The organism is Rothia koreensis, assembly GCF_052232265.1.
Classification (GTDB): Bacteria; Actinomycetota; Actinomycetes; order Actinomycetales; family Micrococcaceae; genus Rothia; species Rothia koreensis.
The window spans coordinates 1,209,388-1,226,671 of record NZ_CP197643.1 but is presented as its reverse complement, the minus strand read 5'-3'; the positions used below and the strand labels follow the sequence as shown (position 1 = coordinate 1,226,671).

General features: G+C 65.0%; 16 protein-coding genes and 3 tRNA genes. 5 read left to right on the top strand and 14 right to left on the bottom strand.

Annotated elements, in window-relative coordinates; translation table 11 throughout:
* Nucleotides 1–3: 3 nt before the first annotated feature.
* Nucleotides 4–456: a GntR family transcriptional regulator gene (locus ACTSLZ_RS05360; RefSeq protein ID WP_238692220.1), complete on the top strand. Its 453-nt coding sequence runs from the start codon at nucleotides 4–6 to the stop codon at nucleotides 454–456.
* Between the two features lie 60 nt (nucleotides 457–516).
* On the opposite strand, the gene ACTSLZ_RS05355 is transcribed toward ACTSLZ_RS05360, so the two are convergent.
* The 9 genes from ACTSLZ_RS05355 to ACTSLZ_RS05315 all read right to left on the bottom strand — a co-directional run bounded on the left by ACTSLZ_RS05355 (nucleotide 517) and on the right by ACTSLZ_RS05315 (nucleotide 9,068).
* Entirely contained in the window at nucleotides 517–1,026 is a 510-nt protein-coding gene (locus ACTSLZ_RS05355; protein WP_238692219.1) for a PGPGW domain-containing protein, read from the bottom strand.
* A gap of 224 nt (nucleotides 1,027–1,250) precedes the next feature.
* Complete coding sequence (locus ACTSLZ_RS05350) at nucleotides 1,251–2,339, bottom strand: UDP-N-acetylmuramate dehydrogenase (protein ID WP_443095947.1); 1,089 nt, start codon at nucleotides 2,337–2,339, stop codon at nucleotides 1,251–1,253.
* A gap of 60 nt (nucleotides 2,340–2,399) precedes the next feature.
* Nucleotides 2,400–3,827 carry an MFS transporter gene (locus ACTSLZ_RS05345; RefSeq protein WP_443095946.1) on the bottom strand — a complete coding sequence of 476 codons (1,428 nt, stop codon included), beginning with the start codon at nucleotides 3,825–3,827 and terminating at the stop codon, nucleotides 2,400–2,402.
* 138 nt (nucleotides 3,828–3,965) lie between these two features.
* The gene (locus ACTSLZ_RS05340) at nucleotides 3,966–4,427 is read right to left on the bottom strand and encodes a MaoC family dehydratase (protein WP_178979498.1); all 462 of its coding nucleotides are present in this window, start codon (nucleotides 4,425–4,427) and stop codon (nucleotides 3,966–3,968) included.
* Between the two features lies 1 nt (nucleotide 4,428).
* Nucleotides 4,429–4,887, bottom strand: a complete 459-nt coding sequence (locus ACTSLZ_RS05335; RefSeq protein WP_397555029.1) for an FAS1-like dehydratase domain-containing protein — start codon at nucleotides 4,885–4,887, stop codon at nucleotides 4,429–4,431.
* A gap of 214 nt (nucleotides 4,888–5,101) precedes the next feature.
* Nucleotides 5,102–5,178 (bottom strand) — tRNA-Met (locus tag ACTSLZ_RS05330).
* 54 nt (nucleotides 5,179–5,232) lie between these two features.
* Nucleotides 5,233–5,304 (bottom strand) — tRNA-Thr (locus ACTSLZ_RS05325).
* Between the two features lie 73 nt (nucleotides 5,305–5,377).
* Nucleotides 5,378–7,333 (bottom strand): DEAD/DEAH box helicase, encoded by a 1,956-nt coding sequence (locus ACTSLZ_RS05320; RefSeq protein ID WP_443095945.1) that lies wholly within the window; start codon nucleotides 7,331–7,333, stop codon nucleotides 5,378–5,380.
* Between the two features lie 211 nt (nucleotides 7,334–7,544).
* Nucleotides 7,545–9,068, bottom strand: a complete 1,524-nt coding sequence (locus ACTSLZ_RS05315; protein ID WP_443095944.1) for a DUF2079 domain-containing protein — start codon at nucleotides 9,066–9,068, stop codon at nucleotides 7,545–7,547.
* A gap of 128 nt (nucleotides 9,069–9,196) precedes the next feature.
* On the opposite strand from ACTSLZ_RS05315, the gene ACTSLZ_RS05310 reads away from it, so the two are divergent.
* Nucleotides 9,197–10,198, top strand: coding sequence for a DNA-3-methyladenine glycosylase family protein (locus ACTSLZ_RS05310; RefSeq protein ID WP_129313844.1), 1,002 nt, complete (start codon nucleotides 9,197–9,199; stop codon nucleotides 10,196–10,198).
* Between the two features lie 39 nt (nucleotides 10,199–10,237).
* Here the strand turns inward: ACTSLZ_RS05310 and trxA are convergent, their stop codons facing one another.
* The 3 genes from trxA to ACTSLZ_RS05295 form a co-directional block, all read right to left on the bottom strand.
* Nucleotides 10,238–10,648 (bottom strand): thioredoxin, encoded by a 411-nt coding sequence (gene trxA, locus ACTSLZ_RS05305; RefSeq protein ID WP_129313843.1) that lies wholly within the window; start codon nucleotides 10,646–10,648, stop codon nucleotides 10,238–10,240.
* A 224-nt stretch (nucleotides 10,649–10,872) separates the two neighbouring features.
* Nucleotides 10,873–10,954 (bottom strand) — tRNA-Tyr (locus tag ACTSLZ_RS05300).
* Nucleotides 10,955–11,115: 161 nt separating this feature from the next.
* The gene (locus ACTSLZ_RS05295; RefSeq protein WP_443095943.1) at nucleotides 11,116–11,457 is read right to left on the bottom strand and encodes a hypothetical protein; all 342 of its coding nucleotides are present in this window, start codon (nucleotides 11,455–11,457) and stop codon (nucleotides 11,116–11,118) included.
* Nucleotides 11,458–11,751: 294 nt separating this feature from the next.
* Between ACTSLZ_RS05295 and ACTSLZ_RS05290 the strand changes: the two genes are divergently transcribed.
* A complete protein-coding gene (locus tag ACTSLZ_RS05290) occupies nucleotides 11,752–12,243 on the top strand; it encodes a YajQ family cyclic di-GMP-binding protein (RefSeq protein WP_129314799.1) in 492 nt (163 codons plus the stop codon).
* A 121-nt stretch (nucleotides 12,244–12,364) separates the two neighbouring features.
* Here the strand turns inward: ACTSLZ_RS05290 and htpX are convergent, their stop codons facing one another.
* A complete protein-coding gene (htpX, locus tag ACTSLZ_RS05285; protein ID WP_129314797.1) occupies nucleotides 12,365–13,261 on the bottom strand; it encodes a zinc metalloprotease HtpX in 897 nt (298 codons plus the stop codon).
* 241 nt (nucleotides 13,262–13,502) lie between these two features.
* Between htpX and ACTSLZ_RS05280 the strand changes: the two genes are divergently transcribed.
* Both ACTSLZ_RS05280 and ACTSLZ_RS05275 read left to right on the top strand, forming a co-directional pair.
* A complete protein-coding gene (locus ACTSLZ_RS05280) occupies nucleotides 13,503–14,048 on the top strand; it encodes a Fur family transcriptional regulator (RefSeq protein WP_443095942.1) in 546 nt (181 codons plus the stop codon).
* Nucleotides 14,049–14,095: 47 nt separating this feature from the next.
* Nucleotides 14,096–15,595, top strand: a complete 1,500-nt coding sequence (locus ACTSLZ_RS05275) for a catalase (RefSeq protein WP_129314791.1) — start codon at nucleotides 14,096–14,098, stop codon at nucleotides 15,593–15,595.
* Between the two features lie 131 nt (nucleotides 15,596–15,726).
* Here the strand turns inward: ACTSLZ_RS05275 and ACTSLZ_RS05270 are convergent, their stop codons facing one another.
* On the bottom strand, nucleotides 15,727–17,163 hold the full coding sequence (locus tag ACTSLZ_RS05270; protein ID WP_129314789.1) for an SseB family protein: 1,437 nt from the start codon (nucleotides 17,161–17,163) through the stop codon (nucleotides 15,727–15,729).
* Between the last annotated feature and the right edge of the window lie 121 nt (nucleotides 17,164–17,284).

The window sequence follows — 17,284 nt, the reverse complement described above, 5'->3', positions numbered from 1 at the left end:
ACCGTGAAGGATCAGGAACCCAGGGCCGGTCAGGAAGCGCCCAGGACCATCGATTGGACCGACGACGGCGCGGCTCGCGAGTTCTTCTCCGTGCGTCTCGATTCCGGGGTACCACCGTATGCCCAACTTCGACGCCGCGTGGTCGAGGCCCGGCACACGGGAGAGCTGGAGTCGGGCACGCGTTTGCCTCCGGTGCGGAAACTTGCGGCGTCGCTCCATCTGGCCAACAACACGGTGGCCAAGGCGTACAAGGAGCTGGAGGCGGCGGGGGTCGTTGAGACGAAGGGACGCGCCGGGAGCTTCGTTCGGGCGGGTTCCAGTGTGGAAGACAAGGCTCTGAGACTGACCCACAAGTTCCTCGCGGAACTGAAGAACATCGGCCTCAATCAGAACGAGGCCGAGGCCCTGGTTCGTCGCGTCATCGACGAGGAGACACCGCTGAGCTCCGAGCAGTGAGCTCTCGGTCCTGACCGCAAGCCGGGTGACTGGGGCCCACCCGGACCTGCTTTGTTCCCCCTAGACCCTCGGCATACGGCCGATGCGGCGGGCTCGACCCGCGGATCGAGGCATGACCAGACGGGGAGACGCCAGCGGGCGGTGCGGAGCGCAATTGTGGCTGCGCCGGAACTGGGCCTCCAGGAGCTCTCTGCTCTGTTTCTTCGCGATGCGGTCCCGAGACCGTTGTTCCTGGGCTCGTGCACGACGCACCGAGCGTTCCGCGCGCCACGCCGAGAAACGATGCCAGACGCCCACCACTTTGGACTTCGCCCATTGGTTGAAACGGTGCACAATCGGGTACTCGGTGGCGAGAATGCCCAGACCCAGGAAGATCGCCAACCACCCCGGCCCCGGCGTCACGAGCATGACGACGCCGGCGAGAACGATCACGCCTCCGAGGAAGGACACCAACACCTTGTGCACCAGGCGAAGCACCGGATGGCGTCCGGTGAAGGCACGAAACCGTGTCAGCGCATGGTGCAAACGGCCTTCGCGTTGGCCTTGTTCGATTTCCTTTTCGATTCCCACGGGCACCCCCTGCTCCTGAGTGGAATCCGATGTGCGGGACCCTGGACCACTCCTTGAGGGAGGAACGATCCGCGGGACCTGTACTTCTACGACCAGCATACTGGCTTCCGTCCCAGAATCCGTCGATCTGTGACCAAACCCCGGGCTCAAACCCCAGCCTGACCGATCCACCTGTGATTTCCCCGAGTCTCGGCGAACAGTTGACCAGGAAAGGTCGCAGGCTACTAGATTTCCGCACCCACGATCACGGGTTCGGCCTCGAGCCGGACGCCGAAGGTCTCGACCACACCGTCCCTGACAGCCCGGGCGACGGCAAGCACGTCCTCCGCGGTTGCCGCTCCCCTGTTGCTGATGGCAAGCGTGTGTTTCGTCGAGAGGGACGCACGCCCGCCGGCGATGCGGGCGGACTCGCCTTCCAGACCGAAACCCTTGTCGAAACCCGCGTGCTGAATGAGCCACGCGGCCGAGAGCTTGGTCTTGGATTCGTCGACCCTGCCCGCGGGATCCAGGACGGGGTAGCGTGGGGCGTCGTCGGGCACGGGAAGCTGCGTATCCGCCGGAATGATCGGATTCGTGAAGAAAGAACCGGTGCTGAAGGTGTCGCGATCCGCGGGGTCCAGAACCATGCCCTTGCCGGCACGCAATTCCAGGACCGTTTCACGAACCGTGGATGCCGGGGCGCGGTCCCCGACCTCGACGCCCAGGCGGCGCGCGAGCTCGGCGTATCGAATCGGCTGGGAGTTCTGGGCTCTCTCGAGCACGAACTCGACAGCGAGAACCACGTACCGGGGTGAGCCGTCATGGATCTCGCGCTTGAGCATCGACGTGCGGTACGCGAAGGCGAGGTCGTCCCCGGTGAATCGGCAACGAGTTCCGGTGCGGCGGTCGTAGACGTGGGCCGCCCCGAAGTGCTGGGAGATCTCGGTCCCGTACGCACCGACGTTCTGTACCGGCGTCGCGCCCGTGATCCCCGGAATTCCCGACAGTGTCTCCAGACCGCTGAGTCCCTGGTCGAGGCTGTTGCGGACCAGATCGTCCCATGGTTCGCCCGCGGCGGCCCAGAGCCTGACCTGGCCGTTGTCCTCCGAGAGAACGTCGAATCCGCGGGAGGCGACGTGCACGACCGTGCCGTCGAAACCGCGGTCCGCAATGACGAGATTGGATCCGCCACCCAGCACCAGCAACGGTTTGCCGCTCGCATCCGCTTCCCGGACGGCGTCGATGATGCTCTCTTCGTCATCGGCACGCACGTAGGATCCGGCGGGTCCGCCCACACCGAGGGTCGTCAATTCACTCAAAAGGGTTTCAGTCACGTGGTCCAGTCTAACCAGCGCTCGACCCGCAACGGACCAGCGGTGACGTGAGGAAGTACGTCAGGACTCGTCGCCGTTCTGGTCCCCGTGCCGCTTTCTGGCGCGCAGGGCATCGTCCATGGACATGGGCCTCTCGGTGGTGTCCTCGTCTGCCAGGTCCTCGCCCTCGTTGACCCATCGCGCGGGCTCGTCCTTGGGCTCGGGACGGTTGCGCCGGTCGGGCGACGTGAGCTGAGGGACGAGGCACAGGGACACGACCACGAGCACAAGCACCACGGCGAGGCCGTTCCGGACCCCCAGGGCCTCCCCCAGAACGCCGAGCAGGGGCGGCCCACCGAGGAACGCGCCGTAGCCCACGGTCGAGACCACCGAGACCCTCGCGGAGGCCCGGAAGGGATCGTCTGCGGCTGCCGACATACCGACCGGGAATCCGAGGGCCGCGCCGGTACCCCACACGAAGATCGCGACCATTCCGAGCCCGATCCATGGTGAGACGACGAAGGTCCCGAGGCCGATCACGGCAAGGATGCAGGCCACCCGCATGACGGCGACGCGCCCGTACATGTTGAGCAATCCGGTGCCCAGGAGCCGACCGGTGGTCATGGCCGCCACGAACAGCCCGTACCCCACGGCGCCGACGGAGGCGCTCGCGCCGTACCCATCGGTGAGGGCGAGGGCCACCCAGTCGTTGGCGGAACCTTCCGCCAGGGCCATTCCGAGCACGAAAATGCCCAGGAGGACTGTCCTCTTCTCGGACCAGGCATGACGGATCGTGAAGGTGCCCTGTCCCTCGTCCGAGGAGACGATGGCCATGAGACCCGTGGTGCCGGGGTGGATGTCCTCGCCCTCGTGCCTGGTGTTGCGCAGGGAAAGGACGACCAGGATGATCGCCACGATGTAGACGCTCAGCATGTGCCAGAACACCGAGACTCCCACCGCTGTCATCGCGGTTCCGACGATCGATCCGATGACCGTGCCGATCGAGAAGCACCCGTGCATCAGGGGCATACGCTGCTTCTTCAGGGCACGCTCAACGGCCGCGCCCTGCACGTTCGCACCGACCGAATAGGTGGCCTGGCCGAGGCCGAAGAGCCCCAGGCCGATTCCGGCCACGAGGACCGAGTGCAGGAACGAGACCCCGACCGCGAGTCCGAGGCCGCCGACCATCATCAGGGCGAAGGTGAGCCACAGAGTCTTCTGCGCACCGAGCTTCATCACGACCATGCCGGAGGCGGAAACGGACAAGAAGGCACCGACCGTCTGGGTCAGCAGTAGGAGACCCAGGGGCCCGGCGGACAGGTTCAGCTCCTGGGCGATCGCGGGCACTCGAACGAGCCAGGCGGAGATGGAGAGCCCGCTGACCAGGTAGATACCCAGGACGGAATAGAACCAGGACTTGGTGGTGATCTGGTGCGATGAGATAGGCGAGCTTCTTTCCCTCTGGTGTGCCTGCGAGTGGATGCTTCCGGACCATGGCCGGTCAGACAACGAACGTGCCGTCCCCGACGGGCGAAAATGGCCGTTCGGCCACTCCGCGATGTGGGGCCGGCACGTCGATGTGTCGGTACTCAATTCCAGACGAGCCCAGGGAGGCCAGTCAAGATGTCCCGGCCATCGGCTCGGGTCCTACAGGAGAACGAGCGCCTGGGCCTTGACCAGGACTTTCTGCTCCTTGCCGTCTTCGTCGGGGGCCGAGACCGTGAGATCCACGCGCGCGGTTCCCTTCTCCTCGTCGACCGCACCGATTTTTCCTTCGACGGTGATGGTGGTTCCACCGGATGCCGGGCTCGCATCCGCCTGCGCGTCCGGAACCGGCACGGGCTTGGTGAATCGGGTCTGGTAGTCCAGGATCCGCCCGGGATCCCCCACCCAGTCCGTCACGAGCTGGACGGCCGTACCCATGGTGAACATGCCGTGGGCGATGACTCCCGGCAGTCCGACGGCCCGCGCGAAACGCTCGTTCCAGTGGATCGGGTTGAAGTCGCCGCTGGCTCCCGCGTAGGCAACCAGATCGGCCCGGCTGACCTGGATTTCCCGGCGGCCGACGGACTGGCCTTTTTCGACTGATGCTGCGTTCGGTGTCTGCATACTATTCCTCGCCTCGTACCAGCAGGGACGAAAGGGCCGTGGTCACGGGGTTTCCTTCCTGGTCCACGATCTCTTCTCGAGTGGTGACCATCGCCCCACCACCCATCGTTCGCACGGAATCGACGTGCACTGTTGCCGAGAGCTCGTCACCGGCCACAATGGGCCGATGGTGCGTAAAACGCTGGTCGGCGTGAACCACGCGCGAAAAATCGATCCCGGCCGTCGGATCCTGAATGAGCTCGGCGTCGGCGGCTTGGCTCACGATGATGGCGAAGGTCGGTGGAGCGACCACGTCGGCGTAGCCCAGTTCGCGGGCCGCGGCGACGTCGTAGTGTGCCGCGGACTGGGCCTTGACGGCTCGGGCGAATTCGCGGATCTTTTCGCGGGACACCGAGTAGACCGGGGCGTTGGAGTAGACGCGCCCCTGGAGGTCCTCGGCGATGCCCTTCGTGTCGGACATGCTGCTCCTCATGTTGTGTCGTTCATGGCGTGATGCACCACGTGTGCGCCGAACCCGCATGTGGTCTGGTCACGGTGCATGAGTCTTCCGCCAACACTTTACCGCCCGGCCCATTGCCCGCCCTCGGGGCTGCCGTGCCTCGTCGCGGACCGCCCGAACACAGAAGAACCCCGTCCCTGCGCGGCTGGTCGCCTCGCGGAACGGGGTTCGTTGTTGGTAGCGGTGGACGGGCTCGATCCGTCGACCTCACGATTATGAGTCGTGCGCTCTAACCAGCTGAGCTACACCGCCAGGCATGAAAGCGCCCACGCCGAGCATGAGCTCGACGCAGGCCCTCAACATGAGAGCCCCGACCGGGAATCGATCCCGGGACCTCCATCTTACCAAGATGGCGCTCTACCACTGAGCTATCGGGGCAACGACATAAAACTATACAGACGAGCGGATAGTCCGACAAATCCGTACAGGGTGCCGTTACTCACAAGGAAGTCTAGAACTTCCGGAAGCCGCCTTTGCGCGCACCACGGTCCCCGCGGTAGCCGCCACGGTCGTCGCGACCGCCGCGGTCCCCACGGTTGCCGCCGCGTCCGCCACGGTACCCGCCCGAACGATGTCCGCCGCGCTGACCGCCACCACGGTTGCCGCCACGGTCGGGCTGGATGTCCAGCGGATTGCCGTTGATGCGGATATCGCTCAGATCGCCGAGGTTCAGGTCCTTCGGGAGGTCGACCAGGGAGAAACCGCCCCGGATATCGATGTTCCCGACCTGCGACCCGTCGAGACCGCCTTCGTTCGTGAGGGCGCCGACGATGGATCCCGGGGACACGCGCTGTTCGTGACCGACCTGAATCTTGTACGTGGTCAGGCCTTCGTCGCTGCGCTTCCGACCGGACTTCTCAGGACGACCCCCACGGTCCTCGCGCCCGCGCGGGGCCGCCTTGGTCGGCAGCTCCTCGACGAGGAAGGAACGACCGTTCTGGGCGATGACGGCGATCGCGGCGGCGATGTCCTGCGCAGGAACATCGTGTTCGCTCTCGTACTTCTGGACCAGGTCCTTGAAGACCGTCAGATCCTCCGACTCGATCGTGTCGGTGATCTGCTGGGCGAAGCGCTGGAGACGCGTCGCGTTGACGTCGTCCGCGCTCGGCATGTGCATGAGCTCGACCTTCTGGCGCGTGGCCTTCTCGATCTGACGCAACAGGTACTTCTCGCGCGGCGTCATGAACAGAATGGCCTCGCCCTCACGACCGGCGCGGCCCGTACGGCCGATCCGGTGGACGTAGGACTCGGTGTCGTGCGGGATGTCGAAGTTGACCACGAGGCTGATGCGCTCGACGTCGAGACCTCGGGCGGCGACATCGGTCGCCACGAGGATGTCCACACGACCGTCGCGGAGAGACTGAACGGTGCGCTCACGCAGGTTCTGGGGAATGTCACCGTTGATGGCCGCGGCCTGGAAACCCCGAGCGCGAAGCTTCTCGGCGACTTCCTCCGTCTCCTTCTTGGTCCGCACGAAGGCGATGACGCCGTCGTACTCCTCGACCTCGAGGACGCGAGTCATGGCGTCCAGCTTGTGGGAGTGCATGACCTGCATGTAGCGCTGGCGGATGTTGGCCGCCGTCGTCGTCTTGGACTCGACGCGAACCTCGACCGGATCGTGAAGGTACTGTTCCGCGAGCTTGCGGATCGACTTGGGCATGGTTGCCGAGAACAGGGCGACCTGCTTTTCCTCGGGCGTCTTGGCCAGGATCTGCTCGACATCTTCGGCAAAGCCCATCCGAAGCATCTCGTCGGCCTCGTCGAGAACGAGGTGCTTGATGTTGGACAAGTCCAGCGAGCCGCGCTTGAGGTGGTCGATCACGCGGCCCGGAGTGCCGACGACGACCTGCGCGCCGCGACGGAGCCCAGCCAGCTGCGGGCCGTAGGGCGAACCGCCGTAGACCGGCAGGACGGTGAAGTCGGGCATTTCGCTCGCGTAGGACGAGAAGGCCTCGCCCACCTGGAGGGCGAGTTCGCGCGTCGGGGCCAGGACGAGCACCTGGGTGTCGCGGTTGGTTCCATTGACGTCGGAAAGCTCGGCGAGATGGGACAGGGCCGGCACAGCGAAGGCAGCGGTCTTCCCGGTACCGGTCTGCGCGAGGCCGACGACGTCGCGCCCTTCGAGCAGCAACGGGATGGTCTCGGCCTGGATCGGTGAGGGCTTCTCGTATCCGACTTTCTCGAGAGCCCCCAGAACGCGGCCGTCGAGGCCGAGATCGGTGAAGCGAACGGTGTTGTCCTCGGGCTCGGCGACGTCGGTCGCGGCGGCGGAAGCGTTTTCGGGCAGGGTCTGGTTGGGTTGAGTCACCAATTGGTCCTTATGGAGTTGGGGTTTCACGCACCGTCCCTCATGGGCGGCGGCCGGTTCTGTCCCCTTGAATCTGCCCGCAAACACTTCCTGAGGCATTCAGGAAATGGTGTTTCTTCTCTGGGCGCACCTCTGTCGATCTCAAGGATCGGTTGTCTCGGGTGGGCACGGCGGCGAGCTAATACACGTCATGCAACGGCCGGGTCCCTCAAAAGGTTCGGGACTGACTCGGCACAAAACGGGGAATCCCGGTAGTATTCGCCAGCTTACCGCATCCACGGGGATTTTCCGCTCCATGGTGACGCATCGCTCACCTCCCCCGCTCCAGGACGACGACGCCGTGATCGTCCTGGACCGCAGCGTAACGACCGCCGTACATCGACGCCGCGGTCGCCCCGAGTTCTTCCGCGTCTGCCCCATTCCACGTTCCGGTCGTGCGGTCGAGCACGAGGTAGTCGGGGGCCGGGTCCGACCGGTGCCCGATCCACCGGACGTCATGGTCAGGAACCAGGTAGGTCAGCACCGAGAGGTCGCTCGCGACGCTCGCGCCCTGGGGGATCCTGCGGAGGGCCTCTTGTTTGGCCGCAATGCTGCCCGGTGACCGCGACTGGTCGGGCGAAAGCAGCGGACTCGCGGTCGACCCCGCGACCAGGACAACCGCGATCCCGGCCGTAAGCACAGGGCCCGCCGCCGTCATGCGCTCCACGGCCCTCGCGACACTTGTCGCCCGGATCGGTCGAACGCGCAGCGCGGCGTCGAACACCGCCGCGAAGATCACCGGCATCAGCACGAGGTTGTAGTGCCAGGTCGGTTCCCAGTACCCGGGGTTGTCGGACAGAAATCGCCACACCAGGGTCGGGACGCCGACCCACACCACCGGGGACCTGAGGAATACCAGGGCACCGGTCACCGCCAGCAGGAGCAGCGTCTGCGATTTGGCCCAGGGGTACAACATCAACCCCAGGGCCTGCAACGGGTCGGCGAGCGCACCCCACACGTCCACCGATCCGCCGTAGTCGAAGTGTCCGCGGGGATTCAGGGCCGGAAGGATCAGGAAGACGGCGGCCGCGCTCCAAGAAAGTCCCCAGACGATGAGCCCGATGCCCTGGACAACGAGCGGCGAGCCGATGGCCCTGCGGTACGTCATCCGGCCCGACCGTATCCCCAGACCGCCGTCGCGGATATAACGGGCGACGACCAGGACCCCCACCATGGCGGCGGTGACGCCCAGGTCTTCCTTGACGAAGACCAGCGGTGCCGCCCACAAGAGTGCGGCACGCAACCGTCCGGTCGCGACCGAGCACAGGGCCAGGGCCATGAGCGGCACAGCAAAGGCGACCTCGTGGAATTGCACCCGGATCGCTTCCAGGACCCCGAAGCTCGCGGCGAATCCCAGAGCCAGGCACGCACCGCGCACGACACCGAGGTACCGGGTCCCGTACCACGCGAAGACGCCGACGGCGAGTGCCAGCAAGAGGTCCTGGACGACCATCAGGGTCAGCCCGGAAGGCAAGAGAGCGTAGAGCGGTGCCAGCAGCACCAGGATGGGATGGAAATGGTCGCCCAGGAGATTGAAGCCGTACCCCTTGATATTGACCACGGGCGGGGCGAGGCCGGCGTACTGCTTGAGGGCTTGGGTGAAGATCGCCAGGTCCCACGACGGCGTCTCCATCAGCCCCCATTGCACGAGCGAGATCGCCGTGTAGACGGTCGCCGCCGCAAGGCCGAGCACGCACGCGACCGCTCGTGGAATTCGGCGCGAGAGATGCGACCGCACTGGAGAGGTGGGGGTGATCTGCCCGTGGGTGGTTCGTGTCGCTGAGGTATCGCTCATGTGGGTGGCCTGCGGATTGTCGTCGGGGCGTGGTTGCGGCGACATCGGGATATGTCGGTTCGTCGAGCAAGGCATGGCTCGGGCGAAGAACTGCCCGGTCCCTGTCTGCTCGTGCGATGATGGAGCGCATGTCCACCGTATACTGCGCCGAACGCCGGCTGACTTTCGAGGCACCGGTGGACCTGGCACGCAGCGTGTCGGTTCTTCGTCGCGGTTCCCACGATCCGACGATTTCCGTGCAGACTTCGCCTCACCGGACCCGAGTCTTTCTGACCGCGCGCGTGCCGGAACACGAAGGGCACGGGATCGCTGCGGTTCTCGATCAGTCGGCCACGTCCGGCCTCCTGGCGGGGGCTCCGATCGACGTCGTGGCCTGGGGCCAGGATCGGGACGAAGTCGACGTCTTCTTGGCGTCGGCAGGCCGTCTCGTCGGTCTCGAGGACGACTGGTCCGTTTTCGCCTCCTCCCCCGAGTTCGGCCTGCTCCCGCACCATGCCAGGGCGGCCTACCGATTGCACCCCGGGCTGCGTCTGTGCTCGACGGGCTGGATTTTCAAACAGACGGTCACTGCGATCTTCGAGCAACGGGTCACCGGCAGCGAGGCCATCGGTGCCTGGCAGCGGATGGTGCGACGGATCGGCTCCGATCCGGCGCCTGCCCCTCACGGCGTACCGCACCCACCGGAAGGCATGGTCGCGTTCCCGACGCCGCAGGAGTGGCTGTCCGTCCCGTCCTGGGAGTGGCGCCGTGCGGGTGTGGACGCGCATCGAGTACGCGCGGTTCGTTCCCTCGCCGAACGGGCCCCGTCGCTGCTGCGGTTCGCTGAGTCCGCCGGGCCGGGCGACGTCGCCCGCCAACTCTCCGCCGTTCCGGGGATCGGAGCGTGGACCATCGCCGAAGCAATGCAGAGGTCGCACGGGCTGCCCGACGCGATCAGTGTGGGCGACTACCACCTGGCCCACGGGGTCTGTTACGCCCTGGAGGGACGTCGAGGCGACGACACCCGCATGCTCGAATTGCTCAGACCCTGGGCAGGAAATCGGCAGCGTGTGGTCCGTCTGCTGGGTCTGTCCACCGTTAAAGAACCCCGGCGAGGACCAAGGGTCGCCCCTCGGTCGCTCGCCGGGTGATGAAAAGTCTGTGACCCGGGGCCTACCGCCCCGGAAGGATCAGGCCTGGCCGGGGTCGGCCTCCTGCTGGCCCTGCTGTTCGGCGGCTTCCTTCTCGGCCTCGGCCATCTGGCGGCGCACGTCGTCCATGTCGAGGCCCTGAACGGCCTCAATCACTTGTTCCAGCTGCGACCCGTTCAGGGCGCCGGGCTGGGCGAAGACGAGCGTCTGCTCGCGGAAGGCCATCAGAGTAGGGATCGAGGTGATTCCCGCGGCGGCAGCAAGCTGCTGCTGGTCCTCGGTGTCCACCTTTCCGAAGACGACGTCCTCGTACTTTTCCGATGCGGATTCGAAGACCGGAGCGAACTGCTTGCACGGCCCGCACCATTCGGCCCAGAAATCCACCAGGACGATGTCGTTGTTCGAAATCGTGTCGTTGAGGTTGTCTTGCGTCAATTCAATAGTCGGCATGGCCCCGACACTACATTTCGAGATTCCAGCAGCCCAGGACGTTCACCCACGGCTCACCCGCCGGGACTTTTCTGCAGGTGCAGGATCGGGCCGCCGCATTCCTGGGTACGATTCGCAGCGCGAACCAGTGATCAGGTGCCGGGTCCGGGACGGACGTCCGGCCGACGACGTCTTAAAACGAACAAGCCGCGAACTCTTCGGAGAGTTCGCGGCTTGTGCTGCGGTGGCAGATGAGGGATTCGAACCCCCGTAGGCAGTGCCAGCTGATTTACAGTCAGCCCCCTTTGGCCGCTCGGGTAATCTGCCGAGTGTTCCACCGAACCGTTTCGGCCCGGAAGGATCCATGCCCCCGGCAACGGGAGCGGGTTCAACAGTACCCAAAGACTCGCGGGATGCACAAACCGAGGGCGGGCCCAGATCTCCATTGTGATCAAAGGCACCCGCCGCGACGCAGGGGCGAAGCGGGGCTAGGAGTTGGGACCCGAGCCCTGTTCCTCCAGGAGCCGGCCCTCCATGCGATCGAGGAATTTCTCAAGCTGCTCCTGCGTGATTTCACCGCGAGACAGAGACGCTTCCAAGTCTTCACGGACTCCGTCCAGGCGCCGGACAAGGTCCGGCTCGACGAGCCTGCCACGTGGCGTCGCCATCAAGGACTGGGGCTCGCTGGATGACCAGGCCCGGCGGCTGTGCGAGATCACGACCGACCGTTCCGAGACGACGCGGTGCGTGGCCGCATCGGCGGCGAGCCGTTTTCTCGCACCGGCCAACGAGCCGCGAGGACTCCCATTGAATCTCGATGAGGTGTTCATGATTCAAGTGTGGGATGCGGACCTGTGAGGACCACAGGAATCGGGTGACGATTCGATAACGATTCGTGCCACGTTGTCTCACAGTGCGGCAGAACCGAGACCCACCCGCGGCGTCACCCACCGAGGCGGCAGTCGCGGGACCTCTCACCCTCTGCACCCCCAACTTGGGGGCCGCGGAAACACGCTCTGGTCCATCTGCACCTCGCCCACTCCATGGAACATCGGGCACCGAGGCCGCCGACGTGCCATAAACTGGGGACCGGTTTCACGTTCCTCAATGACAAGGAGTCCACCATGGCCAGCGAGTCCTCGTTCGACGTCGTCAGCAAGGTCGACAAGCAAGAAGTGTCCAATGCCCTCAACCAGGCCGCCAAGGAGATCTCGCAGCGCTACGACTTCCGAGGGGTGGGAGCCTCGATCGACTTCTCGGGCGAGAAGATCCTCGTCAAGGCCAACTCGGAAGAGCGAGCCAAGGCTGCCTTGGACGTCTTCGAGTCCAAGCTCGTCAAAAGAGGCATCTCCCTCAAGTCCTTGGACGCCGGCGAACCGTACGCCTCCGGCAAGGAATACAGGATCGAGTCCTCCATCAAGGAGGGCATTGCTCAGGACCAGGCCAAGAAGATCACGAAGCTGATTCGTGACGAGGGCCCGAAAGGCGTCAAAGCAACCATCCAGGGCGACGAATTGCGCGTCTCGTCGAAGTCCAGGGACGACCTCCAGGACGTCATCACCCTGCTCAAGGGATCTGACCTGGACGTCGATCTGCAGTTCGTGAACTACCGCTGACTTCCTCCGATCCGCGCCGCGGACCCGGCGAAAGTCCCGGCCGAATGAACGAGTCCCCGTGTTCCGCGGAACACGGGGACTCGTTCATTCGGCCGATCAATCGCCCTGGTCGGCTGTGGCGTCAGTTGTACCGCGGCGAGTTGCCGCCATAGCCAGCCATGTTCTCCAAGCGGGCGATCCTCTTGTCCATCGGCGGATGCGTGGAGAACAGATTCTGCATCTGGGCCATGCGGAACGGGTTGGCGATCATCATGTGGGCCGTGTTGACGGTCCGCTGATTCTCGGGATCCATCGGGGCCTGCTGAGTCCCCTGCTGCAGCTTGCGAAGGGCCGACGCCAGCGCCAACGGATCATCGGTCAGGCGGGCTCCGTCCTCATCGGCGTCGTATTCCCGCGTACGGCTCACGGCCAACTGAATCACGGTCGCGGCCAGGGGTGCGAGCAGCGCCATCAGGATCGCGGCGATGGGATTGCCACCACGCTCCCGGCCCCCGAGCGCACCGCCGAAGAACACCATGATCTGCGCGACCGAGGTGATGACGCCCGCGATCGCGGAAGAGATCGACGAGGTGAGGATGTCTCGGTTGTACACGTGCATCAGTTCGTGCCCCAGAACGCCTCGCAGTTCCCTCTCGTTGAGCAACTGAAGAATCCCCTCGGTGCAGCAGACGGCCGCATGCTGAGGATTGCGCCCCGTGGCGAAGGCATTGGGCGACATGGTCGGAGCGATGAAGAGACGTGGCATGGGCTGGTTGGCCTTGGACGAGAGCTCCTCGACGATCCGGTACATACCGGGCGCCTCATCACGGGACACCGGCCGCGCCTGCATCGAGGCGATGGCGATCTTGTCGCTGTTCCAGTAGCTGACGGCCGTTGCGACAAGCCCGCCGATCGCGAAGACCCAGATGAAGATGCTGCGGCCGCTGCCCGCAGAGAGAACGGCGCCGACCGCGAGCAGGATGCCGAACATCCCGCCCATGAGCAGGACCGTCTTCAGTCCGTTGAAATGATTGTGCATTGTTCCGCGCATCTCCTTGCGTGGCCGTGGGTTCTGGCGCGCTGAGTCCCGGGCAACGATCGCCGCTCGGGACTCGAGATGGTTCAACTGTAAAGCACTTCTCGCCCCGAAACGACCGCGCCCCGGAGCGCCGGCCGTACTATTCTGACAACCGCCGCTTGACCAGTCCTGACGTAGCCCTGGGAGTTTCCACAGGTCCGTCTTATTGTGAGCGACTCAGAATAACGGTACAGTGGTGTGCATGACATCAGTTCATCAGCACCCCGGCCACGCCCTCGAGGGACCGTCCCTCGATGATCTGCGTGCCCAATGGTCCGATGAACTGCGCTCTCGCGGACGGAGGGTGACCAAGCAGCGTATCGCGGTCCTGACTGCCGTGCATCGGCACCAGCATTCGCCGGCCGAAAATATCGTCACCTACGTACGGGACGAACTGCCGAATATAACAGTCCAGTCCGTCTACGTGGTCCTTGCGGACCTGACCGACATCGAGTTGCTCCGCAAGTTCCAGCCGCCGAACACACCCGCCCTCTACGAGACGCGCGCATCGGACAATCATCACCACGCCTTGTGCGTCGTGTGCGGTCGTATCGAAGACGTCGATTGTGCCATCGGTGAAGCCCCCTGTCTCACCCCTTCGGAGACCCACGACATGTCGATCATCGCCGCGGACGTCGTCTACCGGGGAATCTGCCAGTCGTGCCGCTCCCCCGATGAGGGCACGGGTTCACCGGATCCCCACGCCGCACACGCGGCCCCCACATCGTCCGGGCTCACGGCTCACTGAGTCCGGCCATCACACCATCAACACACACAAGAAGAAGGAGATCATCGATGACTGAGTTCGTCTCGAACCAGAGCACCACTGATCCTACGAAGCCCTCGACCACCGAGTCGGGCGCACCCAGGGAGTCGGACGCCAATTCCCTGTCCGTCGGCCCCAACGGCCCGCTGATGCTGCACGACGTCGCCCTGGTCGAGAAGCTCGCACGCTTCGACCGGGAGCGCGTCCCCGAGCGCAGCCCGCACGCCAAGGGCTCGGGCGCGTTCGGCGAGTTCGAGGTCACCGAGGATGTCAGCAAGTACACCAAGGCCAAGTTCCTCCAGAAGGGCACCAAGACCCCGATGCTGGCTCGCTTCTCGACCGTTGCCGGTGAGCTCGGTTCGCCGGATACGTGGCGGGACGTCCGCGGCTTCGCCCTGAAGTTCTACACCGAGGACGGCAACTTCGACATGGTGGGCAACAACACCCCCGTGTTCTTCGTGCGCGATCCCATGAAGTTCCCGGACTTCATCCACTCCCAGAAGCGGACCCCCGATTCCGGTCTGCGCGATGCCAACATGCAGTGGGATTTCTGGAGCCTGTCGCCCGAGTCTGCCCACCAGGTCGCGTACCTCATGGGCGACCGCGGCCTGCCGCGCAATTGGCGCCACATGAACGGCTACTCCTCCCACACCTACATGTGGGTCAACGAGGATGGCGAGCGGTTCTGGGTCAAGTACCACTTCCTCACCGAGCAGGGCGTGGAGAACATGACCAACGAGGAAGCCGAGCAGCTGGCCGGTTCCGATGGTGACTACCACCGCCGCGACCTGTTCGAGGCGATCGACCGGGGCGACTTCCCGTCATGGCGCCTCGAGGTCCAGGTCATGCCGTACGAGGATGCGAAGACCTACCGCTTCAATCCCTTCGACCTGACCAAGATCTGGTCGCAGAAGGACTACCCGCGCATCCCGGTGGGCCGGTTCACCCTGACCCGGAATCCGCGCAACCACTTCGCGGAGATCGAGCAGGCTGCGTTCAGCCCCTCGAACACGGTTCCGGGAACGGGCGTATCCCCCGACAAGATGCTGCTCGGCCGCGTGTTCTCCTACCCGGACGCCCAGCGCAACCGTATCGGCACGAACTTCAACCAGTTGCCGGTCAACGCTCCCCTGGTCCGCACCAACTCCTACGACAAGGAAGGCCAGATGGAGTACCACCACAGCGGTGATGCTCCGGTCTACGCGCCGAACTCGTACGGACGCGCCTACCAGGACGAACAGGGCCCGGTGGAGAATGGTTGGGAGGCCGACGGCGAACTGGTCCGCGCCGCGTACACCCTGCACTCGGAGGATGATGACTTCGGTCAGGCTCATACCCTGGTCCGTGAGGTCTACGACGAGGGTGCCCGCGAGCGCTTGATCGAAACCGTTGCCGGCATGCTCGGCGACTGCGTCGAGCCGGTGCTCTCCAACGCGATCCAGTACTGGAAGAACATCGACCAGGAAGTCGGCGAGCGCATCGAGAAGACCGTCCAGCAGAACGCTGGCGACGACGTCCCCGGCGCCTGATGTTGTGAGTCCTTCCGCGGCCCCAGGCTGCGGGACCACACGAAGAGGGGGCTTCCCACCAACGGTGGGAAGCCCCCTCTTCGTGTGTCGGGTCGGCTGTCCGGCCCGTTCAGCAGCCTGATGCTGCGAAGTCAGGAGGCCCTGGTCCGGACCTTCTCCTGGAGCGCCGCGATCTCGAGGATCTCTCTGACCTGGTCCATCGGGAGGAGTGCACTCGGGCCCAGGGCGTTGATCTTGACGTGAGTCGCCCCGGACTCCACCGCGAGACGCATCGCATCCAGTGCGGGGACGGATCGCACCTGCAACTGCGGGTCCAGGGCCGCAACCTCGGGAGCCGACGTGAAGAGGAGGAACGTCTGTGGTTCCCCGTCGCCCTCGGGCTGGGCGAAGACGGGCCTCAACCCCTGTTCGCTCTCCCTCATGCCGAGCAGCAACACCGACCCCGGTCCCATGAAGGAACCGATCAGGCGCTGCATGCTCTTGGCGAGGAGAGCGTTCTTCGCCGCGTCGTTCCTGGGCGTGTTCATGGCCCACTCGGCCTGCGGCCCTTCGATGCGGCAGGAATCGGGCGAGTTCGGTTCGACGATGATGTCCGACAGGGTTTCGTCCGCCACGAAGTTCTGGAGGACGGAGACTCCCGACTCGCGGTTGAGCATCAGCTCCTGGGCGGAGCGACCGGAGGCGGAGACGACATTGCGAGCGGTTTCCTCACGCAGGTACACGGCCAGTGACCGCCGGCCGTCGTTTCCGAGGACAGCCTGGACCCTGACCTGTGAGCCCGGCCCCACACGTTCCCCGCGTGGACCGGGGACCAACGTGGAACCGGTGATGTCCAACAGGACCTCGCCGCCCATGAGACATCTCAGCACGTTCGCGATCGTCTGCTCCGTGGGCTTGTGGGCGAAGTGGGACAGCGCTTGTTCCACCTGTGGGTTCAGGGATTCCGGTGTGGTGTCGGAGTCCTCGTACGCGTCGTCGAACTGGGACGGGGCGATGGGGTGTGCGTGCCGTTCTTCGTCGGGAGACGGCGTGACCTGCTTCTCGGGTTGGTAACCCTGGGTTCGCTCGAGCATCCACTCCGGCAGGTGGATCCGGTCGCGGGGGAATGTCTCCCACTCCCCGACCAGGTCCTCCGCAGCCAGAGGGGACTCTTGCCCCCAGGATTCTGGTTCGTCGTCGTGATTGGTGTCGATACCGACCTGGTACTCGGGAACCGGCCACCCCTCGGCCTGAATGATGAGGCTGATCGACAGCCATGCTCCGTGAGCCCGGGTGTAGGTGGCCCGGCGATGTTCCCGCAGGAGCGGAAGGGCGCTCGAATCGTCGTCGATCAAGCCCGTGGACCCCGTCACTTCTCGCTCTCCGCGAAGTTCGGTGATTCGGGCCAGGAATGAGCCCGGTTCGCGCCGCGAAGGCTTGATGTCTGCGATGAGCTGGTCCCAACCCGGGTCCGTGGTGGTCGACGAGAGCAACCAGTGCCCCAAGCGGTTGACCGCCTCTCCGGCACGCTGTTGCCGCTCCTCCTCGGGCAGTTCCTCCGTCGGGTTGCTGGGAGCCGTACTTGGCATGGGATGTTCCTTCGGCTGATCACGTGCAACGTCGCCGCTGGATCGGCGACCTTTCCTGCCTCGAGCCTACACAGTCGGTGACAACTGAGGAGTCCTCTGCACGGGCGTTTACTTGCTAGCC

Coding starts and splice junctions, on each gene's coding strand:
- ACTSLZ_RS05340 (WP_178979498.1), bottom strand. CDS start 4,427: ATGCAGACACCGAACGCAGCATCAGTCGAAAAAGGCCAGTCCGTCGGC.
- ACTSLZ_RS05335 (WP_397555029.1), bottom strand. CDS start 4,887: ATGTCCGACACGAAGGGCATCGCCGAGGACCTCCAGGGGCGCGTCTAC.
- ACTSLZ_RS05320 (WP_443095945.1), bottom strand. CDS start 7,333: ATGCCTCAGGAAGTGTTTGCGGGCAGATTCAAGGGGACAGAACCGGCC.
- ACTSLZ_RS05315 (WP_443095944.1), bottom strand. CDS start 9,068: ATGAGCGATACCTCAGCGACACGAACCACCCACGGGCAGATCACCCCC.
- ACTSLZ_RS05310 (WP_129313844.1), top strand. CDS start 9,197: ATGTCCACCGTATACTGCGCCGAACGCCGGCTGACTTTCGAGGCACCG.
- trxA (WP_129313843.1), bottom strand. CDS start 10,648: ATGCCGACTATTGAATTGACGCAAGACAACCTCAACGACACGATTTCG.
- ACTSLZ_RS05295 (WP_443095943.1), bottom strand. CDS start 11,457: ATGAACACCTCATCGAGATTCAATGGGAGTCCTCGCGGCTCGTTGGCC.
- ACTSLZ_RS05290 (WP_129314799.1), top strand. CDS start 11,752: ATGGCCAGCGAGTCCTCGTTCGACGTCGTCAGCAAGGTCGACAAGCAA.
- htpX (WP_129314797.1), bottom strand. CDS start 13,261: ATGCACAATCATTTCAACGGACTGAAGACGGTCCTGCTCATGGGCGGG.
- ACTSLZ_RS05280 (WP_443095942.1), top strand. CDS start 13,503: ATGACATCAGTTCATCAGCACCCCGGCCACGCCCTCGAGGGACCGTCC.
- ACTSLZ_RS05275 (WP_129314791.1), top strand. CDS start 14,096: ATGACTGAGTTCGTCTCGAACCAGAGCACCACTGATCCTACGAAGCCC.
- ACTSLZ_RS05270 (WP_129314789.1), bottom strand. CDS start 17,163: ATGCCAAGTACGGCTCCCAGCAACCCGACGGAGGAACTGCCCGAGGAG.